Raw genomic sequence first — 24,379 nt, 5'->3', positions numbered from 1 at the left:
TAGCGCCGGCCTCCTCGCCAACCGTCCCCTCCGGATTCCCACTGCATGCTTGGTTTCGCCAAAAAGCTCTTCGGCTCTTCCAACGAACGCAAGGTCAAGACGCTGACCTCGCGTGTCGCGAAGATCAACGCCTATGAGACCGAGTACGCCGCGCTCTCCGACGAGGCGCTGAAGGGCAAGACCGCCGAGTTCAAGGCGCGCCTGGAAAAGGGCGAGAGCGTCGACGACCTGCTGCACGAAGCCTTCGCCGTCGTGCGCGAGGCGTCCAAGCGCGTGCTGGGCATGCGCCACTTCGACGTCCAGATGGTCGGCGGCATGGTGCTGCACTTCTCGGGCATCTCGGAAATGCGCACGGGTGAAGGCAAGACCCTGGTCGCCACCCTGCCGACGTACCTGAACGCCCTTGAGGGCAAGGGCGTCCACGTCATCACCGTCAACGACTACCTGGCCCGCCGCGACGCCGACTGGATGGGTCAGATCTACACCTTCCTGGGCCTGACCTACGGCGTCATCGTCAACGGCCTGTCCCAAGGCGAGCGTCAGCGCGCGTACCGCAGCGACATCACCTACGGCACGAACAACGAATTCGGCTTCGACTACCTGCGCGACAACCTCGTCTACAGCGTCGAGGAAATGGTCCAGCGCGGCCACAACTTCGTCATCGTCGACGAAGTGGACTCGATCCTGATCGATGAAGCCCGCACGCCGCTGATCATCTCGGGTCCGACCGAGGACCGCAGCGAGTTCTACAAGACGATCGACGTGCTGATTAAGCAGTTGATCCTCGACAAGACCAACTACGATCACGACGAGAAGCAGAAGCAGGTCATCCTGACCGAGGACGGCCAGGAGCGCATCGAAGAGATCCTGATGTCGGGCGGGCACCTGGCCGAGGACTCGGCTGGCCTCTACGACGCCGCCAACGTCTCAGTGGTGCACCACGTCAACCAGGCCCTGCGCGCCAACGTGCTGTACACGCGCGACAAGGACTACATCGTCAAGGGCGGCGAGATCATCCTGATCGACGAGTTCACCGGCCGCATGATGACCGGTCGCCGCCTGTCGGAAGGCCTGCACCAGGCCATCGAGGCCAAGGAAGGCGCCGACATCCAGCCCGAGAACCAGACCCTGGCCTCGGTGACGATCCAGAACTATTTCCGCCTCTACAGCAAGCTGTCGGGCATGACCGGCACGGCCTCCACCGAGGCCCAGGAATTCGACGACATCTACAAGATGGGCGTCTCGGAAATTCCGACCAACCGCACCATCAAGCGCATCGACGACGACGACGAGGTCTATCGCACCGAGCGCGAGAAGAACGAGGCCATCCTCAAGCAGATCGCCGACTGCCACGTGCGCGGCCAGCCGATCCTGGTCGGCACCGTCTCGATCGAGAAGTCCGAAGAGCTGTCCAAGCTGCTCGGCAGCTTCGCCTTCGAGAACAACGGCAAGAAGGTCAAGGGCATCCCGCACCAGGTGCTGAACGCCCGCTTCCACGAGCAGGAAGCCGTGATCGTCGCCGACGCGGGCGTGCCCGGCGCGGTGACCATCGCCACCAACATGGCCGGCCGCGGCACCGACATCCAGTTGGGCGGCAGCATCGACATGCGCATGTTCAACTGGCGCCAGCAGCAGCGCGGCATGGGCCTGGAGATCAGCCACGAGGACGAAGTCGCCGAGCGTGCGCGTCTCGAGGCCGACATCGCCGAGTCCAAGGAAAAGGCCCTCGCGGCCGGCGGCCTGTTCGTGCTGGGCACCGAGCGCCACGAAAGCCGCCGCATCGACAACCAGCTGCGCGGCCGCACCGGCCGTCAGGGCGACCCGGGTCGCTCGAAGTTCTTCTTGTCGTGCGAGGACGACCTGCTGCGCATCTTCGCCGGCGAGCGCCTGGACGCGATCATGCGCACCTTCGGCGTCCAGGAAGGCGAGGCGATCACCCACAAGTGGCTGAACAACGCCATCGCCACCGCCCAGAAGCGCGTCGAGCAGCGCAACTACGAGATCCGCAAGAACCTCCTGAAGTACGACGACGTCGTCAACGACCAGCGCAAGGCCGTGTTCGAGCAGCGCCAGGAGTTCATGGAGTCGAACGACCTCTCGGAAATCATCACCGAGATGCGCCAGGACACCATCGAGGACCTGGTCCGTCGCCACCTGCCGCCCAAGGCCTATGCCGAGCAGTGGGACATCGAGGGCCTGACGGAGCGCGTGAAGTCGATCCTGGGCCTGGACCTGCCGATCGCCGAATGGGCCTCGGAAGAGGGCATCGCCGACGAAGAGATCCAGGAGCGCATCCAGAAGGCGGCCGACGTCTACGCCGCCCAGCGCGAAGAGATCATCACGCCCGAGCAGATGCGCTCGGTCGAGAAGAACTTCCTGCTGCAGATGATCGATCTGCAGTGGCGCGAGCACCTGATGCACCTGGACCACCTGCGCAACGTCATCGGCCTGCGCGGCTACGGCCAGCGCGATCCGCTGAACGAGTACAAGACCGAAGCCTTCTCGCTGTTCGAGAAGCTGCTGGGCGACCTGCGCACCAACACCACCCGCTGGCTGATGACGGTCGAGATCGCCTATGCCGAGCCGGAGCCGCTGGAGGTCCCGGACAATCTGGTCGAGGTCCACCTGGACCCGCTGACCGGCGAGAACGCCGCCGTCGCCGGCGCGATTCCCGACGGCCTGTCGCCGCAGCAGCGCGAGGCTCTTCCCGTTTCGGCCTTGCCGGAAGACTGGGACCGCACGAACCGCAACAGCCCCTGCCCCTGCGGCTCGGGCAAGAAGTTCAAGCAGTGCCACGGCTCGCTGGTCTAGAATTTCACCTGGATCGCTGACGTTTCAGAACGCCCGCTCCGGTCCGCCCGGGGCGGGCGTCGTCGTATCGGGGGAACGATGGACCAGTCGCCCTATGTCGAGCGCGCGCCACGCGCCGAGCTGGCCGGAGAGGTCGCCTGTCTCTGGCGCTATGACCGCGAGGATGGGCCAGAAGAGGTCCAGCGCATCGTCCCCGACGGCTGCCCCGAACTGGTTGTCCACTTGGGCGCCTCGCACGCCGAACTTGGTTCCGGCCAAGTCTGGACCGCCCAGCCCACGCCCCTGTTCGCCGGCCAGCTGACCCGACCGCTGCACCTGCGCTCGCGCGGCGCGGGACGGCTGGTGGCGGTGCGGTTCCACCCGGCGGGCGCGCGGCGGTTTGTGGGCCGGCCGATACATCTGCTGACCGACCGCCGCGTGGCGCTCTCGGACCTGCACGGCGAGGACCGCGCTCGCGCCCTGCTGGCCGCCGTCGAGACGGCCGACGATCCGCTGGCCGTGGTCGAGGCCTATGTCGCCGAGGTCCTGTCCGGTGCGCCGGCGCTGCCCGTCCTGCCGGCCATCACCGCCGCCGTCGAACTGCTGGACCGCCAGGAAGGTCGCGTCGAGGCCGAGCAGCTGGCCGAGGCCTCGGGCCTGCCGCTGCGGATGCTGCAGCGTCAGTTCCTGGACGTGGTCGGGGTCTCGCCCCGGCTGCTGCGCGGCGTGATGCGGGTGCGCCGGATCACGGCCGCGCTGCGCGAGGGCGCGGAGGACCTGGCGGAGGCCTCGCTGGCCGCCGGCTATTTCGACCAGGCCCAGATGAGCCGCGAGTTTCGCCGCTTCGTCGGCATCTCGCCGGCCGCCTTCCTGTCCGGCGACGAGGGCCTGGCCCTGAGCCTAGCCACGGCCTGAGCGGTCGGCTGTCGCAAACCTACAAGCGGGGGCTTGGGGCGCCTGGCTAGGCTACCGGACCGCCAAGGAGACCCCGATGATCGCCGTCCTCACAGCCGCCCTGCTCTCGACCGCCACGCCCGCGCCCGACCTCGCCTGGATGGCGGGCGACTGGAAGCTGTGCGCCGGCAAGAATGTCATCGAGGAACACTGGCTGGGCCCGGCCAACGGCCTGATGGTCGGCGTCAACCTGACCCGCACGGCCAAGCGCGCCAGCTTCGAGCACCTGCGCGTGGCGGCGACGCCGGAGGGTTGGGCCTACATCGCCAGCCCCGACGGCCGACCGGCCACGACCTTCCTGATCAAGTCGACGGGTCCGAGCGAAGTGGTGTTCGAGAACCTCAAGCACGACTTCCCCAAGCGCATCACCTACCGCCGCGACGGTGAGGCCCTGGTCGCCCAGATCAGCGACGAAGCCGGCAAGGGTCCCAGCTGGCGCTTCCTGCCGGCGGCCAAGGCGGGGTGCTGAAAACTCCCTCTCCCCTTGCGGGAGAGGGTGGCCCGCGAAGCGGGTCGGGTGAGGGGTCGCGCTGGCGGCGCCGTGCAACCCCTCATCCGTCAGCTACGCTGACACCTTCTCCCGCAAGGGGAGAAGGATGATCAGAACCATCCCCACCAGCAGCATCGCCGCGCCGAGCCCGGACACCAGTAGCCCGGTCACGATGTCCAGCCCGGCCACCGCCCCGCAGATCGCCACCCCGGCCGCGCCGGCCGCCTGGCGACAGGCGTTGAGGGTTCCGGAGGCCGCGCCGGCGTCATGGCGATCGACGCTGGCCAGCAGGCCGCTGGTCAGGGCCGGAACCGCCAGGCCCATGCCGGCGGGGATCAGGGCAAAGCCCGGGATCATCTCGGCCAGCCCACTGCCCACGCCCAGCCGCGCCGTCAGCGCGTAGCCGCTGGCGGCGATCAGCACGCCGGCCGTCGTCACGGCCTTGGCCCCGAACCGCGCCACCAGGCCGCCGCTCGTCAAGTTCGAGACGATGAAGGTCGCCGTCAGCGGCAGGAACGCGATCCCGGCCTTGCCCGGCGTCCAGTGCAGGACCCGCAGCATGTAGAGGCTGAGCACGAAGATCATGCCGTAATAGGCGAAGTTCAGCGCCGAGCCGACGACCACCGCCGTCCAGGCCGGACGGCGCTCGAAGGCGTCCAGCGGCATGGCCGGATGCGCTGCGCGGCGCTCGAACTGCACGAAGGCGACGGCCAGGACGAGGCCCGCGACCAGGGCCGCCAGGGTTCCAGCGCTCCAGCTGCGATGCGCGCCCTCGATCAGCCCGCCGACCACCAGGGTGACGGCGGCGACGGCGAGAAGCTGGCCGGGAATGTCGAACGGCACCTTGGGCTTGGCCTGGGTGGGCGGAACCACCAGCAGGGTCAGCACAGCGCCCAGCGCGCAGACCGGCAGGTTGACGAAGAACACCCAGCGCCAGCCCAGGGTCTCGACCAGCAGGCCGCCCAGGATCGGGCCGGCGGCGATCGACACCCCGCCGGCCGCCGTCCACCAGCCCACGGCCGAGGCGCGCTTGCGGTCGTCGCCGTGCGCCGCGTGGGCGATCAAGGCGAGCGACGGCGGGATTAGCAACGCCCCGGCCGCCCCTTGCGCCGCGCGGGCCAGGATCAGGGCCAGCGGACTGTCCGCGAAGCCGCAGGCAGCGGAGGTCAGGCCGAACAGCGCCAGCCCGGCCACGAAGGCCCGGCGCGGTCCGACTCGATCGCCAATGGCCCCCGCCGATAGCAACATGGCCGCGAGCGCGAGGATGTAGGCGTCGACCACCCATTGCAGCTGGGCGGTGGGGGCGTCGAACGCCTTGCCGATCGCGTCCAGCGCGACATTGACGATGGTCACATCCAGTTGGGTGACGAAGAAGCCGAAGCTGGCGGCGGCCGTGATCAACGGCAATCGGGAAGCGGAGGATGCGGTGCTCATGGTCTTCGACTTGCCCCGCCTCGACGTCGCGATGCTACACGCGCCGCTGAACCATTCTGCCGCCGCCTGGGCTAGGATGTGGACCATGGACGCCAATATCGCCACCCCCGCCGCCCTGATCGGCGACCCGACCCGCGCGGCCATGCTGCAGGCCCTGCAGGACGGCCGCGCCCAGCCCGCCAGCGCACTGGCCTGGGCGGCCGGCGTCACAGCCCAGGCCGCCAGCAACCACCTGGCCAAGCTGGTCGACGGCGGCCTGCTGGCGGTCGAGCGCGAGGGGCGGCACCGCTACTACCGCCTGGCCTCGGCCGAGGTCTCCCACGCCATCGAAGCCCTGTCGGTGCTGGCGACGCCGGTGCGCTCGCTGGAGGTTCCGAGATCACCCAAGGCGCGGGCCTTGCGCGATGCGCGGTGTTGCTACGGGCATCTGGCGGGACGGTTGGGGGTCAAGGTCTGCGAGGCCCTCGTCGACCGCGACCTGATCCGGCCGGTGGAAGGCAAGCTCTACGACGTGACGCCGGAGGGTGGTCGCTGGTTCGAGGACCTCGGCGTCGAGGTGTCGGCCCTGCGCTCGCCACGCGGGGTCGCAAGGCAATGCCTGGACTGGACCGAGCGGCGGCATCACCTGGCCGGACCGCTGGGCGTGAAGCTGCTGGAGGCCATGAGCGCGCGGGGGTGGCTGGCGCTGGAGGCGAAAGGCCGCGCGGTGCGGCTGACCATCGAGGGCGCCAAGGCGCTGCGAGACCGGTTGGGGGTGAGCCTGGAGGATGAGGGGCGCGTGGCGGCGTAAAAGCGCCCCCTCCGTCTCGCTGCGTAACGCAGCGATCCACCTCCCCCGCAAGCGGGGCAGGAAGGTTCAGCTGCTCCCTCCTGCCCCGTGAAACGGGGGAGGTGGCGCGGCGCGGATACGCGCCGTGACGAAGGGGGCGCTCTTAGGCCCTAAGGCCGCAGCACGACGCCCACATCCGCCGCCGTGCCGCCATCCACCTGCGCCAGATATGCCACCTGCATGGCCGCCTGCCCCTGGCTTTCCTCGACCTTCAGCCACCGCGGCGCATCGGCCACGAACGCGTCCCAGGCCGCGCCATACCGCGCCTCGAACTCGCCCGGCGCCCAATCCTGCAGGCGCTTGGCCCGACGGTCCGGGGCGAAGAAGAAGGCCGGCTTCGGCCCGGGCAGTTCGCCACCGCCGCGCGGGGCCTCCCAGTGGGTGCCGCCGACCAGGATCGAGGCCTTGAGCTCATCACCGAACCGGTTGTGCACGCCGCCCAGCACCGCCGCGTCGCCCGCGAAGTCCACGAACGCCGCCGGCCCCTCGATCGGCGCGGTCGCCAGGTCGTCGTAGAGCACCACCTGATCGTAGAACCCGAGCGCCTCGACGAACGCCTTGTTCCTCGGCGAGGTCAGCCCCACGACCTTCACCCCGCCCCGCTTCTTCAGCAGCGCCGCCAGGGCGATGGCCGTCTTGGACGAGGCGCTGGACAGGATCACGCTCGCCGCGCCGTAGAAGCCGTTCTCGTCGAACTGGTCGTCGATCAGGAAAGCGGTGATGAACAGCGGTTGCAGCAGCGCGCGATGGGCTTCGAGGCCGTCATCAGCCCCGACCGCCAGATACTGGTTGTAGACCACCGCCAGGTGCTGGCGATGCGGCGCGATATCGACGAAGCCGCTGCGGCCGGGCTTGGCCTGCACGGTCAGGTGGGTCGACATCGGCCAGTAGCCATAGAACCGCTGCCCCACCGCGATGTCCGGATGCGCCGAGGCCTCGACCCGCGCATGGCCCCAGACCGGCACGCGCCCGAAGCCGTCCGGCCCGGGGAAGAAGTCCCAGTACCGCATCATCTCGCCGAACACCGCGTAGGTGATGTTGTTGGCCGTCAGGGCGAAGCTCTCGATCGCCAGCCGCACCTCGCCGTCGTTCAGCGGCGGGAGTTCCGCGTCGAGGAATTCCGAGCTGCGCAGGTCGTTGCGAGCGACGACGAAATCCCAGGCCATGGGCGGCTCCCTAGGTTGATTGGGCGGGAGTAGGCGTGAGCGGCGGCTCGAAGTCAAACGAGCGTTTTACCCCTCTCCCCTTGCGGGAGAGGGTGGCCCACGGAGTGGGTCGGGTGAGGGGTCGCACGGGCCTTACCGACAGGCTTTTCAACCCCTCATCCGTCAGCTTTGCTGACACCTTCTCCCGCAAGGGGAGAAGGAAGCCCTCAGCCGTTCACCCACTGCCCGTGGAACCCGAACGGCACCCGCCGAGGAACCTTGGCGCCGGCGATCGGACCCTGCTCCACCTTCTGGGCGTCGAAGACCACGAACTCCGAGACGTCCTCGGCCTGGCGGTAGATCACCGCCATCAGCCAGCCCTCACCCTCGGCGGCGTCCGGGCCGGCGTGGATGAACACGGCCTCGCCGAGCGCGTCGCCTTGCGGCACGGTCCAGGTCTTGCGGGTCCCGTCGGCCAGATCGACATGGGCGACGATGTTCGAGCGGAAGTCGCCCGGCTTCAGGCTCTGGCCGACGAACCAGCCGTGGCGATAGGGCATGCTGGCGAAGCGCTCGTCGAAGCGCGGGAACTCGCCGGCGGTGTCGTCGAGCGCGACCTCGGTGACCGCGCCGGCCTCCAGGTCGATGGTCCAGCGCGTCAGATAGGCGGCGGCGTTCTCGCCCTTGGTCCCGTCAGCGTTGGGGAACAGCGGCGCGGACGCATAGCGCATGACGTCCGCGACGATGGCGACGTTCTCCCCATGGGCCTGCTCGAAGGCGTTCATGACGTGGAAGATGTAGCAGGCCGGAATCTCGATCCAGCGCAGACCGGCCACGCCCTGGGCGCGCGGGATCACCGCCAGGTGACCGCTCAGCTCAGGCTCCCAGGCGAAGGCGGGCTTGCCGCTCATCGCCCGCTGCAGGCTGCCGGTCAGTGGCAGGACCGGGATGACGATGTAGTGCTCGGTGACGATGCAGTCGTGGATCATCGAGCAGTACGGCGCCTCGAAGGTCTCGCGCTTGAGCAGCTTGCCGTCCTTGTCAGCCAAGCCCCAGCTGACCTTGTTCGACAGCGGCATCGGGTCGTCGGCATAGGCGAAGAAGACGAGCTCGCCGGTGATCGCGCAGGTCTTGGGGTGGGCCGTGACCTTGCCGCCCAGGTCGTACTGGCCCAGCGTGTCGAGGCCGGGACCGCTCATCTCGAACGGCGCGTGGGCCTCTTCCAGCGCCAGCAGGTGGCCGCCGTGCTGGATGATGTTAGTGTTGGCCGCGCCCTCGCTGACCACGCCCAGCACCGACGGGTCGGTAGTCATCGGATTGCCCCAGCTGCCGAACAGAGCCTGGCCGGCGGTGTTCTCCAGCGTCCACTTGTTGGTGCGGACCCAGCGGTTGCGATAGCCGACCTTGCCGTCCGCCACGGTGAAGGCGTGCAGCATGCCATCGCCGACGAACCAGTGGTAGTTGGCGTCGCGCGGGTCGAACTGCGGGTTGGGGCCGTTGCGATAGAGCGTGCCCTTCAGGCCCGCCGGCAGCTCGCCCCAGACCTCCAGCGCGAAATCGTCCTCGCTGCGCACCGGCGCGAAATTGCCCGAGAGAAACGGATTGATCCGCACATCGCCGTCCATGATCGCTTCCTCAATGGCCGATTGTTTACGTTGTAAATTTATGCTGTAAGCGATTTGTCGAGTCAACCGGGATTCTCGAGTGCCCCGCGTCCTGTCGTCCGAAGATGTCGAAGCGTTCCGCAATCGCCTGTGCGAGGCGGCCGAAAAGCTGTTCGCCCAGCACGGCATCGAGGCGGTGACCATGCGAGAGCTGGCCCAGGCCCTGGGCGTCAGCCCGATGACCCCCTACCGCTACTTCAAGGACAAGGACGCGATCCTGGCGGCCGTGCGCGCGGCGGCCTTCGCCCGCTTCGCCGCCAAGCTGGAAAGCGCCCTGGCCGAGCCCGCCGATCCGCTGCACCGCTCGCGCAACGCCGGCGAGGCCTATATCGCCTTCGCCCTGGCCGAGCCCCAGGCCTACCGCCTGATGTTCGACCTCAACCAGCCGACCGAGGGCGACTATCCAGAGCTGCAGGACGCCATCGTCCGCGCTCGCCGCACCATGACCATTCACGTCGAGGCGATGATCAAGGCGGGCCTGCTGGAAGGCGACGCCGAGCTGATCGGCCACCTCTTCTGGTCGGTGCTGCACGGGACGCTGATGCTGCAGCTGACCGACAAGCTCTCGCCCACCGTCGACCCGACCAGGCTGCGGGCGCTCCTCTTCCAGACCGTGGTCAAGGGTCTGGGGATTGGGGTCCCGGCGACCGGGGGCCGCTAGGTCCCTGTATTGTCATGGGAACAATGTTTCCGTTGCGAGCGCCGACCCGAGGGCTCAAGTCCAGATGATCAGTCCCGCTTGCGATCGGAACGGTCATGACCAACGCCCCCCTGCCCTTGCGCCACTTCCTGCTGGCCCTGGCCGTGGTGGCGGTGTGGGGCACCAATTTCGTGGTCATCCGCATCGGCCTGAACCACCTGCCGCCGCTGCTGTTCGCCACCTTGCGCTTCTGCCTGGTGCTGGTCCCGATGGCCTTCTTCGTGAAGAAGCCGGCGGTGTCCTGGGCCAATCTGGCGGCCTATGGCGTGCTGATCGGGGCGGGGCAGTTCGGCCTGCTGTTCGTGGCCATGAAAGGCCACATCTCGCCGGGCCTGGCCTCACTGGTCGTGCAGACCCAGGTGTTCTTCACCATCGGCATGGCCATGCAGATCAGCAAGGAACGGATCCAAGGGTTCCAGATCGCCGCCCTGCTGCTGGCCGCCTCGGGCATCGTGCTGATCGCCGCGCACGGCGGCGGCGCGGCGACGCCGCTGGGCGTACTGCTGGTGCTGCTGGCGGCGGCCAGCTGGTCGGGCGGCAACATCGTCGCGCGCCAGGCCGGGGCGGTGAACATGCTGGGCTATGTCGTCTGGGCCAGCCTGTTCTCGATCCCGCCGCTGTTTCTCATGTCGCTGTGGCTGGAAGGCTGGCCGGCCATCGTCAAGGGCGTCACCAGCGCCGACGCCGTGACCTGGGCCGCCGTCGCCTGGCAGGCCGTGGGCAACACCATGTTCGGCTACGCCGCCTGGGGCTGGCTGCTGGCGAGGCACCCGGCCGCCACGGTGACGCCGATGGCGCTGCTGGTGCCCGTGTTCGGCATGGGCGCCTCGGCCCTGCTGCTGGGCGAGGGCCTGCCGGCCTGGAAGCTGATCGCCGCGGCCCTGGTGCTGACCGGCCTGGCGGTGAACATGCTGTGGCCGAAGGTGCGGGCGCGGTTCGCCGTGGCGGCCTAGCGGCTCAGGAACTCCGGCGGCACGGCGTCGGTCAGCCACACGCCGTTGTCCGCCTGGTGGAAGACTCGCCCCTGTCGGTGCATGGCGCCCGCATCGACCTTCAAGACGACGGGCTTGCCGTGGCGCTGACCGACCGCGACGGCCGTCGCCTCGTCCGCCGAGAGGTGGACCTGATGACGTGAACCGGGCTTGAGCCCCTCCGCCAGGATGGTGTCCAGGAAGCGCGTAGCGGTCCCGTGGAACAGAACGTCCGGCGGCGTCACGGCCTCACGGGCGATCGCAACCGTTTCCGTCGAGTGTCCCTGGACCGCGCGGATCCTGAGGCCGTCCTCCGACAGCGCGAACCGCTTCTTGGCGTTGCCGTCCACCACCGCGCGGATCAGCTCGGCGTCCAGGGCTCGCCCCTCGCCCGCCGCGCCGGCGATCAGGGCCTCGACCTCGGCCCAGCCCTCGCGATCCAGGGACAGGCCGATCGTCTCGGGCGCGTGGCGCAGCACGTAGCTGAGGAACTTGCTTGTTTCGTCGTGAAGCTTGCTCATGCCGCAGCTCTACCAGAACGGCAGCCGCGACCAAGACTTGACCGCCCTCGCGTAACCCGACCGACGCTCGCCCCAACAACAAGGGAGGCCCGCATGCCGACGCCGTTCGAGGTGAACTGGACCCGCGAGCAGATCGACAAGGTCCTGGCCCAGATCCGCGCCTATGAGTTCCCGCCCGCGCCCGAAGGCGGCGGTTGGGCCTATGGCTGCGACGCCGATTACCTGAAGGATCTCTGCGCCTACTGGACCGACGGTTTCGACATCGCGGCGGCGCAGGCGAACCTCAATCGCTTCCCGCAGTTCACAGCGACCATCGACGACCTCGAAATCCACTTCGTCCACGTCGTCGGCGAGGCGCAAGGCAAGCGACCGCTGCTGATCAGCCACGGCTGGCCCGGCAGTCACTTCGAGTTCTGGGACGCCATCGAACCCCTGGCTTTCCCGTCGCGCCACGGCGGCGATCCAGCCGACGCCTTCGACCTGGTGATCCCGTCACTGCCGGGCTTCGGCTTCTCCGGAAAACCGAAGCGGCCGCTGGGCCAGCGGGCCACCGCGCGGCTGTTCGACAAGTTGATGGTCGAGGTGCTGGGCTATCCGACCTACCTGGCCCAGGGCGGCGACTGGGGCGGGCTGGTCACCTCTTGGCTGGGCCTGGACCACGCCGCGCATGTGAAGGCCATCCATCTCAACATGATCGGCCTGCGCCCGGCCGGCTCGCCGACCACGCCCGAGGAGGTCGCCTGGATCACCGGCTTCGGCGCCCAGATGGATCTGTGGGGCGCCTATTTCCGGCTGCAGGCCAGCAAGCCCCAGTCGGTCGCCTGGCTCGGCGCCAACAACCCCCTCGGCCAGGCCGCATGGATCCTGGAGCGCTTCCACGACTGGGCGGACCTGTCGGCCAGGCCCTTCGAGCAGGTGTTCACCCGCGACCAGCTGCTGACCAACCTGATGCTCTACGTGATGACCGGCAGTTTCACGACCGGCGCCTGGTACTACCGCGCCCTGCTGGAGGAAGGCGGCCCGGTCCTGGCGCAGGGCCAGCGCTGTGAGACCCCGACCGCCTTCGCCAACTTCCCGGGCGAGAGCATCTACAAGCCCCCGCCCCGCTCGTGGGCCGATCGCGCCTACAATATCGTCCGCTGGACCGACCAGCCTCGCGGCGGTCACTTCGCGGCGATGGAGGAGCCGGCGCTCTTCGTGCAGGATGTGCGCGAGTGGGCTCGCCAGACCTGAAGCCCACCGGGGAGAGAGACATGAGCAAGCTCGAAGGCGGCTGCCAGTGCGGCGCCATCCGCTATGAGATCACCGAGGACCTGATGGGCTCGGGCGCCTGCCACTGTCGGGCGTGCCAGTACTCGACCGGCGGCGGTCCCAACTACGTGGCCCTGGCCTCTAAGGCGGGCTTCACGATCACCAAGGGCGAACCCAAGCGCTATGTCAGCCCGGGCGGCAGCGGCGCCGACGTGGCCCGCGCCTTCTGCGGCGACTGCGGCACGCCGCTGTGGTCGGAAGCGGCCCTGCCCTTCCTGCCGGTCAAGGCGGGCAGCCTGGACGATCCGTCGTTCCTGGAGCCGCAAATCCATCTCTGGACGAGCGCGGCCCAGCCGTGGCATCGCATCGAGCCTGGCCGTCCGGCCTTCCCCGAGAATCCGCCGCGCTGAGGACTTGATGGCCGCCCGCTACGACTTCGCTTCCGACAACGTGGCGGGCGCCATGCCCGAGGTGATCGAGGCCCTGGTCGCCGCCAATGCGGGCACGGCCTCCGGCTACGGGACCGACCATGTCAGCAAGGCGGCGGCCGACCGCATCCGCGCCCTGCTGGACGCCGACGCCGAGGTGCGGTTCACCGCCTCGGGCACGGCCGCCAACGCCTTCGCCCTGACCTTGCTGGCCCAACCGCACGAGGCGGTTCTGGCCCACGAGCACGCCCACATCTGCACCGACGAGACCGGCGCCCCCGGCTTCTTCGGCCAGGGCGTCGGCCTGATCGGCCTGCCGGGCGCGTCGGGGCGGATCGAGCTTTCGGCGCTTGAAGCGGCCCTGGCCCGGCCGGAGGTCTCCTACAACCAGCCGGCCAACGCCCTGTCGCTGACCACCGCCACCGAATACGGCACGGTTTATTCGCAAGCCCAGCTGGAGAGCCTGATCGCGCCGGTGAAGGCCAAGGGCTACGGCGTCCACCTGGACGGCGCGCGCCTGGCCAACGCCGTGGCCGCCGGCTTCGACCTGAAGAGCGTCCACAAGATGGGCGTCGATATCCTAGTCGTGGGCGGCACCAAGGCCGGCTCGACCCCGACCGAGGCCGTGGTGTTCCTCAATCCCGACCACGCCCGCCGCCTGGACGCGCGGCTTAAGCATGCCGGCCAGCTGATCTCCAAGGGCCGCTTCCTGGCCGCTCCGTGGTTGGGCCTGCTGGGCGATGACGGTTCGACTGGGCCGTGGGCCGCTCGCGCCGCGCACGCCAACGCCATGGCGCAGAAACTGGCGGCGCTGATGCCCTTCGAAATCAAGCACCCAGTCGAGGCCAACGGCATCTTCGTCGAGATGGACGAACCCACCCTGGAACGCCTGCGCGGCGAAGGCTGGTTCGTCTACCGCTTCCTCGACGGGACCGTGCGCTTCATGTGCTCCTGGGCCACGACGCCGGAGATGGTCGAGGACCTGGGCGCGGCGCTGAAGCGGGTGGCTTAGGGCACTCCCCCAAAGCGCTTGTGTCGCGAAATTATCACCCATAAGTTGAGGCCGTCATTCAATTCCCAAACCCTTGGGTTTTTGATAGTCTCCTATGGTCACTCTGCTGCGTCACGGTGCGAACCGGATCGTCATCTATTCGGAAGACCACCGGCCAAGCCACGTCCACGTTGTCGGGGCAGATCAAGCTGCGGTCTTGCTGTTGAACTGCAACGATGACGCTCCCGCGCATGGCCCCGTGGCCATTCGCGAGAACCACGGCTTCACGGGGCGCGAGTTGAGGCCGATCATCGAGCAGGTCGAGGCCAGCCTCGCCCTGCTCTGCGCGGAGTGGAGGCGTATCCATGGCGATTACCGATGAGGACATCGACGCGGCCACCATACGCGGCAAGGCCCTGAAGGCTGAGCAGCCGCAGGCCGTGGCCGCTCGCTACGATTCCGCCCGAGGCCTGGTCGAAATCGCGCTCGCGAATGGCGCCATCTTCAGTTTCCCGCCTCGCCTCGCGCAGGCATTGCAGGGCGCGACCTCGGTTCAGCTGAAGGAGATCGAGGTCGTCGGCGGCGGAACGGGCCTCTATTTCCCGATGATCGACGCCGATCTCTACATCCCCGCCCTGGTCGAGGGCGTGTTCGGCTCGAAGGTCTGGATGGCGGCCAGTCTGGGACGCGAAGGCGGCCTAGCGCGCAGCGAACGCAAGTCGGCAGCCGCCCGAACCAATGGCAAGCTAGGCGGCCGCCCCAGGAAGGCCAGCTGAGCTAGGCCTCCAGCCGCTGTAACCCCTCGCTCTCCCACGCCTGCGGCGCGGGTCCCACCTTCTCCCCATGGGAGAAGGTGATCACAGGCGCCGCCGCCGCGCTCGCCGACGTCTCGGTAATTCCAAGCAGCCGGGCGATCTCCGCCGCAGGCGCCGGCCGGCTGATGAAATAGCCCTGGATCTCGGCGCAGCCCTGGCCGCGCAAGGCGTTGAGCTGCTCCAGGGTCTCGACGCCCTCGGCCGTGGTGACGATGCCCATCGACGAGCCCAGGTCCAGAACGGCCTTGATGATGGCCATGGCGTCGCTGTCTTCCAGGATGTCGCGGACGAAGGTCTGGTCGATCTTGATCTTGTCGAACGGGAAGCTGCGCAGATAGCTCAGCGAGCTGTAGCCCGTGCCGAAGTCGTCCATCGAGATGCGCACGCCCAGGGCCTTCAGGTCGTGCAGCATCTGCATGTTGGCCTGGCTGTCCTGGAGCAGCACCGACTCGGTGATCTCCAGCTCCAGGCGCTGGGCCGGCAGGCCCGAGGCGGCCAGGGCCGAGACGACGGTGCGCACCAGGCCCCGGTCGCGGAACTGGGCCGGCGACAGGTTCACGGCCAAGCGCACGTGATCGGGCCACTGGGCCGCCTCGGCGCAGGCGTTGCGCAGCACCCATTCGCCCAGCGGGACGATCAGGCCGATTTCCTCGGCCAGCGGGATGAAGTCCGCCGGCGAAACCATGCCCCGGTCGGGGTGACGCCAGCGCAGCAGGGCCTCGCAGCCCGTGACCCGTTCGTCGCCGAGATTGTAGAGCGGCTGATAGAACAGCTCGAACTCGCCGGCCTGCAGGGCGCGGCGCAGGTCCAGCTCCAGGGCGCGACGGGCCTGGAGCTGCTCGTCCATGGCGCGTTCGAAGAAGTGGAAGGCGCCGCGACCGTCGGCCTTGGCGCGATAGAGGGCCATGTCGGCCTTCTTCAGAAGCTCGTCGGCGTCCTCCCCGTCCGAGGGGGCGGCCGAGACGCCGACGCTGGCGCCGATCACCACGTGATGGCCTTGCAGGTCGAACGGCGCGGCCATCGCCTCGACGATGCGGGCGGCCAGGCGCGTAGCCCCGGTCATGTCCGACAGGCCGGCCTGGACCACCGCGAACTCGTCGCCGCCCAGGCGGGCGACGGTGTCGCCTTCGCGCACGCAGCCACGCAGGCGCTCGCCGGCCTCGCGCAGCAGGGCGTCGCCCAGCGGGTGGCCCAGGGTGTCGTTGACGGTCTTGAAGCGATCCAGGTCGATGAAGTGCACCGCCAGCTGGTCGCCCTTGCGCGCCCGGCGGGCCAGCGCCTCGGACAGGTGCTGCTGGAACAGTACGCGGTTGGGCAGCTCGGTCAGCGGATCGTAGTGGGCCAGGCGCGCGATCTGGGCCACGCCCCGGCGATTGGTCTCGTTCGACGCCTGCAACAGCCCCAGCACCGTGCCGACGCCCAGATAGCGCTCGTCCTCGGTGACAATGAAGCCGCGCAGCAGGTCCGAGGCCCGGTAGGACAGGCTGTCGGTGGTGAACGCGGCCAGCTCGGTGTCGGCGTCGACGACCAGCGGCTCGCGGTCCATCAGGGTCGAGATCGGGCGGTTGGCGTAGAGGGCGCGGCCATACTCGGCGGCCATCCGCAGGAAGAAGGCGTTGCGCTCGACGATGCCGATCGGGCGGTCCTCGTTATCGAGCACCGGCACGATCAGCGTGTCGGGCTCCTCGCGGAACCGCTCATACAGGGCCTTGCCCAGGTCGTCTTGGCGCGCCGGCGCCAGGGACGAGACGGTGTCTCGCAGGGTCAACATGATTACGCCTCCACTCGCGGAAGGGAGGGATCATTTCCAGCGCTAACGACGTGCTAATAGCCGCGCTTGCGACGCTTCATTTCGCGAAAACTTCATGGCGCTGTCACAGTGTTTTCTGGGACGTTTACTTCGCTAACGTTCAGCGCGTGAAATCCTTGACCTAGGAAGTCACTGGAACGATGTCGCCGGCGGCCATTCGTTGACACCGGCGGGCGCCCGCGCCCTATCCTGCAAGCATGGCCGACGCGAAGACATCCACGGCGCCCGAGGTCGGCGCCGCCACGCCGATCCTGTTCAGTCGCGACGTGCCCGCCGCCGCGGCCTTCTATCGCGACAAGTTGGCCTTCACGGTCGACTTCCTGCACGGCCAGCCGCCGTTCTATGGCGCGGTGTCGCGTGGCGGCGCCTGCCTGCATCTGCGTTTCGTGCACGCACCCAACTTCGTCGCGCTGGCTCGGAGTGAAGAGTCCCTGATCCTGGCCACGCTCCAGGTCGCCGGGGTCGAGGCGCTGTTCGCCGAGTTCGAGGCGCGCGGCGTCGACTTCCCGCAACGCCTGAGGCGCCAGACCTGGGGTGGGCTGGATTTTCACGTCCGCGACCCCGACGGCAACGTGATCTCGTTCGTGGAGTTCAGCGCCGCCTAGCTGCGGCCCGTATCCATGAAGTCCCGCGCCTTGAAATTCTCCGGCGCGGCGACCTCGACGATCGGCTCGTCGCGATCGTCGAACTCGGTGCGCAGCGCCCGGCTCATCACCGCATGCATCTCGTAGAGGCAGGTGATGTAGGTCAGCTCCAGGATCTGCTCGTCCGACAGGAACGCCTTCAGCGCCGCGAACACCCCGTCGGCGATCCGGCCGCCGTCCAGCACCAGACCATCGGCATAGGCCAGCACCGCGCGCTCGTGGGCGTCGAAGACCTCGGACACCTGCCAGTGCGGCACAGCGGCGATCTTGGCCTCGGCCACGCCCAGGCCACGCAGCGACTTGCAGTGCTGGGAGAACACGAACTGGCTGCCCCGCGTCCAGCCGGCCCGGGTCTGGGCCAGCTCGCGCAGCACCGGATCGATCTTGCGGGCCGGGTCGCGATAGAGGGCGAAGCCCTGGGCGGCGTGCTTCAGCACGTCGGGGCTGCCCGCGAACACCGTCCACCAGTCGCCCCGAGTGCCGGTGTCGGTGCCAGGCTCGGCCACCGGATCGCGGTCGCCGAACAGCAGTTGGTAGAGCTTCAGCGTCCGCTCATCGGTGACCTCGGCGCGGGGGATCTCGCGAAGGCGCGGCATCAGGCGTCCACCGCCACGGGTTTCGAGGCGCCGGCCGGCGCGTGCTTGACGTCCTCGGGACCGAAGTCGCGGGTGAAGGCGGCCAGCTCCATCATCACCCCGTTGGGGTCGGTGAAATAGACTGAGCGGACGAAGACGCCGGGGTGAAGCTTGCGCGCCACGCCCATCTCGCTGTCGTCGTGATTGACCACCATCGGGAAGGCCGGCACGCCCGCCGCCTGCAGACGCTCCAGGCAGGCCTCGAGGTCGGCCTCGTCGACATTGAAGGCGATGTGGTTCATCGAGCCGACGGCGGTCTTGGAATCCGCCGGGAACGACCTGACCGAGGCGATGCCCGGCGCGGCCGGCGGCGTTTCCGGCCACCAGAAGAAGGCCAGGCACGACCCGCCCCCGCAGTCGAAGAAAAAGTGCTGGCCGCCGTCGGGCAAGGCCACGGTCTTCACGAGGGGCATCTGCAGCACCTCGGTATAGAACTTCACCGTCTCGGCCATGTCGCGGCAGACCAGAGCCAGGTGATTGACGCCGGTGATCTTCATCTCGGCTTCCTCCCGAAGACCGAGGTTACGCCAATGGCGCGGGGCGTCGAGCGTGCCGCGACGTCGCCCTATTCCCGCTCCCGTTTCGCGTCGCCCAGCAGCGCCTGGCCAATCCAGCTGACGATGCCGGTGACCACCGCCACCTGGATGCCCGCCCAGAGACCATCAATCGTCAGTCCCTTCAGGAACCAGGCCACGAGGCCGATCATGGCCGCGTTCACCACCAGCAGGAACAGGCCCAGGGTGATCAAGGTCAGCGGGAAGGTCAGGATGGTGACCACCGGCCGGACGATCGCGTTGACGATCCCCAGCAGGAAGCCCGCGATCAGCAGGGTGGTGAAGCCATCGGCCGTCACCCCGGGCACGATACGGGCGGCCAGCCACAGGCCGCCAGCGGCGATCAGGATGCGGAGAATGAAACGGATCATGCGGCGCGACTCCCCTCGGATTTCACCGGAGAGTGGCCTAAGCGCGGGCCCGAGCAAAGTGACGCCTCATTCGTACAATATCCCAGCCGGCAACTCGGACATTACAAATGCGTTACCGCTCTTCAAACCGCAGCTTCGCGACCTATCTAGTCCCTCGTGTGAGGGATGATCGCGCGCACTTGAGCAGCGGATCCGCACGCAAGGGGATGTAAGAAGTATGGCCGTGAATTCTCTATCGGTGATGTCGCCGGACGGCGGCCTGTCGCGTTATCTCACCGAGATCCGCAAGTTCCCGATGCTGCCGAAGGACGAGGAGTTCATGCTCGCCCAACGCTGGAAAGAGCATCAGGACTCCGCCGCCGCCCACAAGATGGTGACGTCGCACCTGCGTCTCGTGGCCAAGATCGCCATGGGCTATCGCGGCTACGGCCTGCCGATCGGCGAAGTGATCTCGGAAGGCAATGTCGGCCTGATGCAGGCCGTCAAGAAGTTCGAACCCGAGAAGGGCTTCCGCCTGGCGACCTACGCCATGTGGTGGATCCGCGCCTCGATCCAGGAATACATCCTGCGCTCGTGGTCGCTGGTGAAGATGGGCACGACCGCCGCGCAGAAGAAGCTGTTCTTCAACCTACGCAAGGCCAAGAGCCAGATCGCCGCCTTCCAGGAAGGCGACCTGCATCCTGACCAGGTCAGCCAGATCGCCACCAAGCTGGGCGTGCTGGACAGCGAAGTCATCTCGATGAACCGCCGCCTGTCGGGCCCCGACGCCTCGCTGAACGCGCCGCTGCGCACGGACGGCGAGAGCGAGTGGCAGGACTGGCTGGCCGACGACGACCAGGTCAGCCAAGAGACCGTCGTCGCCGAGAACGAGGAGAAGTCGCTGCGGATGTCGCTTCTGGAAGAAGCGATGGTCGAGCTGACCGACCGCGAACGTCACATCCTGACCGAGCGCCGCCTGAAGGACGACCCGACCACCCTGGAAGAACTGGCCGCCCAATACGGCGTCAGCCGCGAGCGCGTGCGCCAGATCGAGGTCCGGGCGTTCGAGAAGCTGCAGAAGACCATGCGCGAGGCCGCCGTGGCCAAGAACATGGTGGATGCCTAAGGCACACCGCTCACGTGAGTGAGACGGAAGGGGCGCTCTTCGGAGCGCCTTTTTTCGTTTTCCCTCTCCCCTTGCGGGAGAGGGTGGCCGAAGGCCGGGTGAGGGGTCGCGCTCCGCTATCCGGACGAGCCTTTCAACCCCTCATCCGTCAGCTACGCTGACACCTTCTCCCGCAAGGGGAGAAGGGATTAGAAGGGTCGAGATGACCACCGCCCCCCTGCCCCAACTGATCCTGCTCCCCGGCCTGCTCAACGACGCCGAGCTGTGGCGCGACCAGGTCAGCGGCCTGGCCGACGTCGCCCGTCCCTGGGTCCCCGACCTCGCGCCCTACGCCACCCTGGAGGAGATGGCCGACAGCGTCCTCGCCCAGGCCGAGCCGACCTTCGCCCTGGCCGGGTTCTCGATGGGCGGCTACGTGGCCCAGGAGATCGCCCGGATCGCGCCGGAGCGCATCGAACGCCTGGCCCTGCTGGACACCTCGATCCGCGTCGACACCCCCGAGCGCGCCGCCCAGCGCAGGGCGCTGAACAAGGCCGCCGCCAAGGGCGGGACGTTCCTGGGGATCGGCCAGGCGATCATGAAGTCCTATGTCGACGCCTCGCACCTGTCCGACACGGATCTCACCACCCGCATCGTCGACATGACCCAGCGCCTGGGCCGCGAGGTCTTCCTGCGCCAGAACAGCCTGGAGCGCGAGGACGGCGAGGCCGCCCTGCGGGCCCTGCGCGTGCCGCTGGTCATCATCGTCGGCGAGAACGACCAGATCACCCCCGCCCCCGGCCACCGCGAGATGGCCAAGGCGATCGGCTGCTCGCACCTGCTGGTCATCCCCGACACCGGCCACATGACGCCGATGGAAGCCCCCGGCCCGGTCAACGGCGCCCTGCGGCACTGGCTGCAAAGGCCCGCCGGCAAGCGGTGACCGGCCGGTCGCCACAAAACTGAGACGAAACTGTCAGCGAAACATCGCTTCGCGAAACTATGCCGACCCCGGCTGTCCAAGCGCGCCTGCTCAAAACGCGCGCGGCACAACAAGGGGATATCGATGAAGAAGACCACGCTCCTGGCGCTGGCGGCGCTCGCGCCGCTGGCCCTGGCCTCCGCCGCGCACGCCGCGCCCGACGACGCGCCGATCGCCACCAACGACGAGCCGACCCTGGCCTCTGAAGTCGTGGTCCAGGCCAAGATCGCCTATCGCAACCGTACCGAGTCGGCCGCGCCGGTCCTCGACTACGGCCTTGACTACTTCCAGCGCTTCGAACCCCTGACCGTCGGCGACGCCCTCAAGCGCGTGCCCAGCGTCTCGTTCCTGTCGGACGTGCTGGAGTCGGACGGCGTGCGCCTGCGCGGCCTCGACCCGGCCTACACCCAAATCCTGATCAACGGCGAGAAGGTCCCCGGCTCGGGCTCCAGCTCGGGGTCGTTCGGCAACGGCGCCGACCAGGCCTTCTTCGTCGACCGCATCCCGGCCGAACTGATCGACCATATCGAGATCGTCCGTAGCAACAGCGCCAACCGCAGCGGCGACGCCGTCGCCGGCGCCCTGAACATCGTGCTGCGCGACGCCCTGGCGCTGGACGGCGGCTATGTCCGCGTCGGCGCCCTCCACTTCGACGACAAGCGCGTCCACGGCGTGCTCGGCGCCGTGTGGGGCGGCCAAGTCGGCCCCGGTCGCCTGCTGGTCGGCGCCAACGTCCAGGGCCGCCACAATCCGAAGGAAAAGCTCAGCCTGCGCTACGACAAGCCGGGCGCGGCCTTGAACAACAACGAGATCCAGACCGACGTCCGTAACGGCGTCGACAGCTCGTTCAACGTCGCCTACGACGTGCCGGTCGGCGAAGGCCAGCTGTCGGTGAACGGCTTCTACGTCCACACCGACCGCTACCAGAACGAAGACTCGATCGAGTACAACAAGGGCGTCGTCTCGAACGCCAACCTGTCGACGATCAACGACAACGACGTCGACATCCAGCAGGACAGCTACTCGCTGAACGGCAAGTTCAAGTTCCCGATGGCCGGCGGCGTGACCAGCATCAAGCTGGGCTACGCGGCGTTCCAGGCCGACGAGTACGAGTTCGAGTACGAGACCGAATATCTGCGCGACACCACCCCGTTCCCGGACGGCGACCGCTTCACCGGCGATCGCGCCAAGACCCGCGTCAGCGACGACGAGGTCTCGGCCAAGCTGGAGCACAAGCGCGAACTGGCCGGCGGGACCGACCTGGAGTTCGGCGTCCAGTACGAAGGCAAGCGCCGCGACTCCCGCGTCCAGGAGGTTCCGCGCAACCGCTACAACCTGCCGGCCGCCACGCCGCCCGCCTACAAGCCGTTCGACATCGTCGGCAAGGCGCGGCTGGAGCAGACCCGCGTCGACCCGTACGTCATGCTGTCGGGCCGCGCCGATAGCCTGAAGTGGGAAGCCGGCCTGCGCTACGAGACCACCGACGTGAAGATCCAGGACTTCGTCCTGCGCGCACAGACAGACAAGGACTACGCCGTCCTGCTGCCGTCGGCCTCGGTGCGCTACAGCGTGACCGGCGCCGACCAGGTTTACGCCTCGGTCGCCCGCACGGTGCGCCGCCCCAGCTTCCAGCACCTGTCGCCGGTGCTGCTGGAGGAAGAGCTGGGCTCCAACGACTTCGTCGGCAATCCGAACATCAATCCGGAAAAGGCTTGGGGTCTGGACGTCGGCTACGAGCACCGCATGGGCCGCGACGGCGTGTTCGGGGTCAACCTGTTCTACCGCGACATCAAGGACCTGATCGAGCTCTACAACACCAACGTCCGCGGTTCGGCCGACGATCCGCCGAACGACATCGCCTGGGTCTATTCGGCCCGCAACACCGGCGACGGCAAGGTCTACGGGATCGAGTTCGACCTCTCCACGCCCCTGTCGTTCATCGGCCTGGACAATACCGGCGTGTTCCTGAACTACTCGTACCTGGACTCCAAGGTCAGCGACGAGTTCGGCAAGCGCCGGTTCAACAGCCAGGCGGAGTCGGTGTTCAACCTCGGCTTCATCCAGGACATCCCGACCTTCGGCGTATCCTTCGGCATGAGCTACCGCAAGCAAGGCCAGGCCTATAGCCGCGTGGTCGGCGAGGAAGTCGTCACTACCTACGGCGGCGACCTGGAGGCCTTCATCGAGAAGCGCATCGGCAAGAACACCACCGTGCGCCTGACCGGCTCGAACCTGCTCGACTCCGACAAGAAGGAGACCTTCGACAAGTTCACGACCATCGCCAACCAGCGCGGTCGTAGCTTCGACGAGTACGAGCTGGAGCGCGAGAAGGCCGGTCCGGTGTTCCAACTGATCGCCCGCATGGCGTTCTAGAGACCTTCGGGCCCAGAAACGACGAAGGCGGCGTCCGCGAGGACGCCGCCTTTTTCGTGGGACTGGACATCGCGCGCCTTAAGCCGCGCGCCCCGCCTCGTCGCCAGCCATGAAGCCCAACAGGGCGTCGATGCGCTTGACCAGTTCGGCGCGACCGCCCGCTCCGGCCAGATCGGCCTGCATGCAGCCGCCCAGGGCCTCGGCGGCCTGGACCAGGCGAACATCCTTGACCGCCTCGCCCACGCGCTTGAGCTCCGCGGCCTGGGCGGCCAGGGCGCGGCGCGCCTGGGCCGGATCGGTGTCCAGGGCGGTGGCGGCGGATTTGACGATGCGCAGGGCCTGCGACAGACGCGCGGCGGGTGTGCCGGTGGCGTCGGCCTTGCGCTTGCGCGGACCCTTGTAGTCGGCCGAGTTGAAGCGGCGGCGGTCGGGACCGACATAGGCCACGGCCTCGATCCAGTCGCGCGGCTTCAAGGTCACGGCCTCGAGGCGGCGCTCGAGATCCTTGATGTTGAACGGCTTGCGCATGAACTCGTGCACGCCGGCGTCTCGCGCGCCGAAGATGGCCTCGGCGGTGGCTTCGGCCGTGCACATGATCACCGGCGCTTCGCGGCAGATCAGGTCGCTGCGGCGAATCTTGCGCGTGAAGGCCAGGCCGTCGACGCCGTCGGTGGTGTGCTCGACGAAGATCAGCTGCGGATCGGTCGCGCGGGCCATCGCATAGCCCTTCTCGCTGGAGGGCGCGGCGAACAGCTGCGCGCCCAGCGGGCGCATCTGGTCGGCCAACAGGCGCGCGGTCGCGGGGTTCGGGTCGATGACCAGAATCCGCTGCACCTTGGCGGCGACTCTTTGGATTGTGCGGACGTTACCGTCGAACACGGACGCGTGGCTCCTAGAAACTAGACCCTGATCACTAGGCCCAGATTGTAAAAATCCGCTTGAT

General features: G+C 68.1%; 24 protein-coding genes and 1 pseudogene. 16 read left to right on the top strand and 9 right to left on the bottom strand.

Annotated elements, in window-relative coordinates:
* Positions 1 to 45 precede the first annotated feature (45 nt).
* The 3 genes from secA to AC07NN_RS10505 all read left to right on the top strand — a co-directional run bounded on the left by secA (position 46) and on the right by AC07NN_RS10505 (position 4,213).
* A complete protein-coding gene (secA, locus tag AC07NN_RS10515) occupies positions 46 to 2,811 on the top strand; it encodes a preprotein translocase subunit SecA (protein WP_494640427.1) in 2,766 nt (921 codons plus the stop codon).
* Positions 2,812 to 2,889: 78 nt separating this feature from the next.
* The gene (locus tag AC07NN_RS10510) at positions 2,890 to 3,705 is read left to right on the top strand and encodes a DUF6597 domain-containing transcriptional factor (RefSeq protein WP_494640424.1); all 816 of its coding nucleotides are present in this window, start codon (positions 2,890 to 2,892) and stop codon (positions 3,703 to 3,705) included.
* Between the two features lie 76 nt (positions 3,706 to 3,781).
* The gene (locus tag AC07NN_RS10505; protein WP_494640423.1) at positions 3,782 to 4,213 is read left to right on the top strand and encodes a DUF6265 family protein; all 432 of its coding nucleotides are present in this window, start codon (positions 3,782 to 3,784) and stop codon (positions 4,211 to 4,213) included.
* A 93-nt stretch (positions 4,214 to 4,306) separates the two neighbouring features.
* Here the strand turns inward: AC07NN_RS10505 and AC07NN_RS10500 are convergent, their stop codons facing one another.
* On the bottom strand, positions 4,307 to 5,668 hold the full coding sequence (locus tag AC07NN_RS10500; RefSeq protein WP_494640421.1) for an MFS transporter: 1,362 nt from the start codon (positions 5,666 to 5,668) through the stop codon (positions 4,307 to 4,309).
* An 85-nt stretch (positions 5,669 to 5,753) separates the two neighbouring features.
* Here AC07NN_RS10500 and AC07NN_RS10495 point away from each other — a divergent pair, with 85 nt between their 5' ends.
* Positions 5,754 to 6,458: an ArsR/SmtB family transcription factor gene (locus AC07NN_RS10495; protein ID WP_494641848.1), complete on the top strand. Its 705-nt coding sequence runs from the start codon at positions 5,754 to 5,756 to the stop codon at positions 6,456 to 6,458.
* Positions 6,454 to 6,586 (top strand): annotated as a pseudogene (locus tag AC07NN_RS10490) (hypothetical protein); the annotation flags it as partial. The gene AC07NN_RS10495 and the pseudogene AC07NN_RS10490, both read left to right, overlap by 5 nt.
* Positions 6,587 to 6,607: 21 nt before the next feature.
* Here AC07NN_RS10490 and AC07NN_RS10485 read toward each other — a convergent pair.
* Together AC07NN_RS10485 and AC07NN_RS10480 are read right to left on the bottom strand one after the other, a co-directional pair.
* A complete protein-coding gene (locus AC07NN_RS10485) occupies positions 6,608 to 7,663 on the bottom strand; it encodes a DUF2855 family protein (protein WP_494640419.1) in 1,056 nt (351 codons plus the stop codon).
* Between the two features lie 206 nt (positions 7,664 to 7,869).
* The gene (locus AC07NN_RS10480) at positions 7,870 to 9,267 is read right to left on the bottom strand and encodes a carotenoid oxygenase family protein (RefSeq protein ID WP_494640417.1); all 1,398 of its coding nucleotides are present in this window, start codon (positions 9,265 to 9,267) and stop codon (positions 7,870 to 7,872) included.
* A gap of 79 nt (positions 9,268 to 9,346) precedes the next feature.
* Between AC07NN_RS10480 and AC07NN_RS10475 the strand changes: the two genes are divergently transcribed.
* The gene (locus AC07NN_RS10475) at positions 9,347 to 9,967 is read left to right on the top strand and encodes a TetR/AcrR family transcriptional regulator (RefSeq protein ID WP_494640415.1); all 621 of its coding nucleotides are present in this window, start codon (positions 9,347 to 9,349) and stop codon (positions 9,965 to 9,967) included.
* Positions 9,968 to 10,062: 95 nt separating this feature from the next.
* Positions 10,063 to 10,959, top strand: a complete 897-nt coding sequence (locus tag AC07NN_RS10470) for an EamA family transporter (RefSeq protein ID WP_494640413.1) — start codon at positions 10,063 to 10,065, stop codon at positions 10,957 to 10,959.
* On the opposite strand, the gene AC07NN_RS10465 is transcribed toward AC07NN_RS10470, so the two are convergent.
* Positions 10,956 to 11,498 carry an RNA 2'-phosphotransferase gene (locus tag AC07NN_RS10465; protein WP_494640411.1) on the bottom strand — a complete coding sequence of 181 codons (543 nt, stop codon included), beginning with the start codon at positions 11,496 to 11,498 and terminating at the stop codon, positions 10,956 to 10,958. The genes AC07NN_RS10470 and AC07NN_RS10465 overlap by 4 nt on opposite strands.
* 93 nt (positions 11,499 to 11,591) lie before the next feature.
* On the opposite strand from AC07NN_RS10465, the gene AC07NN_RS10460 reads away from it, so the two are divergent.
* From AC07NN_RS10460 to AC07NN_RS10440, 5 genes are all read left to right on the top strand, one after another.
* Entirely contained in the window at positions 11,592 to 12,731 is a 1,140-nt protein-coding gene (locus AC07NN_RS10460) for an epoxide hydrolase family protein (RefSeq protein WP_494640409.1), read from the top strand.
* Between the two features lie 20 nt (positions 12,732 to 12,751).
* The gene (locus AC07NN_RS10455; protein ID WP_494640407.1) at positions 12,752 to 13,159 is read left to right on the top strand and encodes a GFA family protein; all 408 of its coding nucleotides are present in this window, start codon (positions 12,752 to 12,754) and stop codon (positions 13,157 to 13,159) included.
* A 7-nt stretch (positions 13,160 to 13,166) separates the two neighbouring features.
* On the top strand, positions 13,167 to 14,189 hold the full coding sequence (locus AC07NN_RS10450) for a threonine aldolase family protein (RefSeq protein WP_494640405.1): 1,023 nt from the start codon (positions 13,167 to 13,169) through the stop codon (positions 14,187 to 14,189).
* A gap of 94 nt (positions 14,190 to 14,283) precedes the next feature.
* A complete protein-coding gene (locus AC07NN_RS10445; RefSeq protein ID WP_494640403.1) occupies positions 14,284 to 14,550 on the top strand; it encodes a DUF4160 domain-containing protein in 267 nt (88 codons plus the stop codon).
* A complete protein-coding gene (locus AC07NN_RS10440) occupies positions 14,534 to 14,944 on the top strand; it encodes a DUF2442 domain-containing protein (RefSeq protein ID WP_494640401.1) in 411 nt (136 codons plus the stop codon). The genes AC07NN_RS10445 and AC07NN_RS10440 overlap by 17 nt, the downstream gene beginning before the upstream one ends.
* Position 14,945: 1 nt before the next feature.
* Here the strand turns inward: AC07NN_RS10440 and AC07NN_RS10435 are convergent, their stop codons facing one another.
* Positions 14,946 to 16,754, bottom strand: coding sequence for a putative bifunctional diguanylate cyclase/phosphodiesterase (locus AC07NN_RS10435; protein ID WP_494640399.1), 1,809 nt, complete (start codon positions 16,752 to 16,754; stop codon positions 14,946 to 14,948).
* 236 nt (positions 16,755 to 16,990) lie between these two features.
* Here AC07NN_RS10435 and AC07NN_RS10430 point away from each other — a divergent pair, with 236 nt between their 5' ends.
* A complete protein-coding gene (locus AC07NN_RS10430; RefSeq protein ID WP_494640397.1) occupies positions 16,991 to 17,398 on the top strand; it encodes a glyoxalase superfamily protein in 408 nt (135 codons plus the stop codon).
* Here the strand turns inward: AC07NN_RS10430 and AC07NN_RS10425 are convergent.
* The 3 genes from AC07NN_RS10425 to AC07NN_RS10415 form a co-directional block, all read right to left on the bottom strand.
* Positions 17,395 to 18,033, bottom strand: coding sequence for a carboxymuconolactone decarboxylase family protein (locus AC07NN_RS10425; RefSeq protein ID WP_494640395.1), 639 nt, complete (start codon positions 18,031 to 18,033; stop codon positions 17,395 to 17,397). The two genes, AC07NN_RS10430 and AC07NN_RS10425, sit on opposite strands and share 4 nt — an antisense overlap.
* Positions 18,033 to 18,569: a VOC family protein gene (locus tag AC07NN_RS10420; protein WP_494640393.1), complete on the bottom strand. Its 537-nt coding sequence runs from the start codon at positions 18,567 to 18,569 to the stop codon at positions 18,033 to 18,035. The genes AC07NN_RS10425 and AC07NN_RS10420 overlap by 1 nt, the downstream gene beginning before the upstream one ends.
* Positions 18,570 to 18,637: 68 nt before the next feature.
* Positions 18,638 to 18,997 carry a phage holin family protein gene (locus AC07NN_RS10415; RefSeq protein ID WP_494640391.1) on the bottom strand — a complete coding sequence of 120 codons (360 nt, stop codon included), beginning with the start codon at positions 18,995 to 18,997 and terminating at the stop codon, positions 18,638 to 18,640.
* Between the two features lie 217 nt (positions 18,998 to 19,214).
* On the opposite strand from AC07NN_RS10415, the gene rpoH reads away from it, so the two are divergent.
* The 3 genes from rpoH to AC07NN_RS10400 all read left to right on the top strand — a co-directional run bounded on the left by rpoH (position 19,215) and on the right by AC07NN_RS10400 (position 23,436).
* Positions 19,215 to 20,102 carry an RNA polymerase sigma factor RpoH gene (rpoH, locus tag AC07NN_RS10410; RefSeq protein ID WP_494640389.1) on the top strand — a complete coding sequence of 296 codons (888 nt, stop codon included), beginning with the start codon at positions 19,215 to 19,217 and terminating at the stop codon, positions 20,100 to 20,102.
* 202 nt (positions 20,103 to 20,304) lie between these two features.
* On the top strand, positions 20,305 to 21,024 hold the full coding sequence (locus AC07NN_RS10405) for an alpha/beta fold hydrolase (protein ID WP_494640387.1): 720 nt from the start codon (positions 20,305 to 20,307) through the stop codon (positions 21,022 to 21,024).
* Positions 21,025 to 21,147: 123 nt separating this feature from the next.
* Positions 21,148 to 23,436 (top strand): TonB-dependent receptor plug domain-containing protein, encoded by a 2,289-nt coding sequence (locus tag AC07NN_RS10400; protein ID WP_494640385.1) that lies wholly within the window; start codon positions 21,148 to 21,150, stop codon positions 23,434 to 23,436.
* Between the two features lie 78 nt (positions 23,437 to 23,514).
* Here the strand turns inward: AC07NN_RS10400 and AC07NN_RS10395 are convergent, their stop codons facing one another.
* Positions 23,515 to 24,315, bottom strand: a complete 801-nt coding sequence (locus AC07NN_RS10395) for a response regulator (RefSeq protein WP_494640383.1) — start codon at positions 24,313 to 24,315, stop codon at positions 23,515 to 23,517.
* Between the last annotated feature and the right edge of the window lie 64 nt (positions 24,316 to 24,379).

Source organism: Caulobacter sp. GW821-FHT09H08, assembly GCF_059415885.1.
The sequence above is the reverse complement of the archived record's forward strand: the minus strand, read 5'-3'. Positions and strand labels throughout refer to the sequence as shown.

What these genes read in the sequence shown, in the direction of transcription:
- AC07NN_RS10470 (WP_494640413.1), top strand. Translation starts at nt 10,063, where the DNA reads ATGACCAACGCCCCCCTGCCCTTGCGCCACTTCCTGCTGGCCCTGGCC.
- rpoH (WP_494640389.1), top strand. Translation starts at nt 19,215, where the DNA reads ATGGCCGTGAATTCTCTATCGGTGATGTCGCCGGACGGCGGCCTGTCG.
- AC07NN_RS10405 (WP_494640387.1), top strand. Translation starts at nt 20,305, where the DNA reads ATGACCACCGCCCCCCTGCCCCAACTGATCCTGCTCCCCGGCCTGCTC.
- AC07NN_RS10430 (WP_494640397.1), top strand. Translation starts at nt 16,991, where the DNA reads ATGGCCGACGCGAAGACATCCACGGCGCCCGAGGTCGGCGCCGCCACG.
- AC07NN_RS10415 (WP_494640391.1), bottom strand. Translation starts at nt 18,997, where the DNA reads ATGATCCGTTTCATTCTCCGCATCCTGATCGCCGCTGGCGGCCTGTGG.
- AC07NN_RS10460 (WP_494640409.1), top strand. Translation starts at nt 11,592, where the DNA reads ATGCCGACGCCGTTCGAGGTGAACTGGACCCGCGAGCAGATCGACAAG.
- AC07NN_RS10450 (WP_494640405.1), top strand. Translation starts at nt 13,167, where the DNA reads ATGGCCGCCCGCTACGACTTCGCTTCCGACAACGTGGCGGGCGCCATG.
- AC07NN_RS10465 (WP_494640411.1), bottom strand. Translation starts at nt 11,498, where the DNA reads ATGAGCAAGCTTCACGACGAAACAAGCAAGTTCCTCAGCTACGTGCTG.
- AC07NN_RS10445 (WP_494640403.1), top strand. Translation starts at nt 14,284, where the DNA reads ATGGTCACTCTGCTGCGTCACGGTGCGAACCGGATCGTCATCTATTCG.
- AC07NN_RS10500 (WP_494640421.1), bottom strand. Translation starts at nt 5,668, where the DNA reads ATGAGCACCGCATCCTCCGCTTCCCGATTGCCGTTGATCACGGCCGCC.
- AC07NN_RS10425 (WP_494640395.1), bottom strand. Translation starts at nt 18,033, where the DNA reads ATGCCGCGCCTTCGCGAGATCCCCCGCGCCGAGGTCACCGATGAGCGG.
- AC07NN_RS10420 (WP_494640393.1), bottom strand. Translation starts at nt 18,569, where the DNA reads ATGAAGATCACCGGCGTCAATCACCTGGCTCTGGTCTGCCGCGACATG.
- AC07NN_RS10510 (WP_494640424.1), top strand. Translation starts at nt 2,890, where the DNA reads ATGGACCAGTCGCCCTATGTCGAGCGCGCGCCACGCGCCGAGCTGGCC.
- AC07NN_RS10505 (WP_494640423.1), top strand. Translation starts at nt 3,782, where the DNA reads ATGATCGCCGTCCTCACAGCCGCCCTGCTCTCGACCGCCACGCCCGCG.
- AC07NN_RS10480 (WP_494640417.1), bottom strand. Translation starts at nt 9,267, where the DNA reads ATGGACGGCGATGTGCGGATCAATCCGTTTCTCTCGGGCAATTTCGCG.
- AC07NN_RS10485 (WP_494640419.1), bottom strand. Translation starts at nt 7,663, where the DNA reads ATGGCCTGGGATTTCGTCGTCGCTCGCAACGACCTGCGCAGCTCGGAA.
- AC07NN_RS10440 (WP_494640401.1), top strand. Translation starts at nt 14,534, where the DNA reads ATGGCGATTACCGATGAGGACATCGACGCGGCCACCATACGCGGCAAG.
- AC07NN_RS10400 (WP_494640385.1), top strand. Translation starts at nt 21,148, where the DNA reads ATGAAGAAGACCACGCTCCTGGCGCTGGCGGCGCTCGCGCCGCTGGCC.
- AC07NN_RS10435 (WP_494640399.1), bottom strand. Translation starts at nt 16,754, where the DNA reads ATGTTGACCCTGCGAGACACCGTCTCGTCCCTGGCGCCGGCGCGCCAA.
- AC07NN_RS10495 (WP_494641848.1), top strand. Translation starts at nt 5,754, where the DNA reads ATGGACGCCAATATCGCCACCCCCGCCGCCCTGATCGGCGACCCGACC.
- secA (WP_494640427.1), top strand. Translation starts at nt 46, where the DNA reads ATGCTTGGTTTCGCCAAAAAGCTCTTCGGCTCTTCCAACGAACGCAAG.
- AC07NN_RS10455 (WP_494640407.1), top strand. Translation starts at nt 12,752, where the DNA reads ATGAGCAAGCTCGAAGGCGGCTGCCAGTGCGGCGCCATCCGCTATGAG.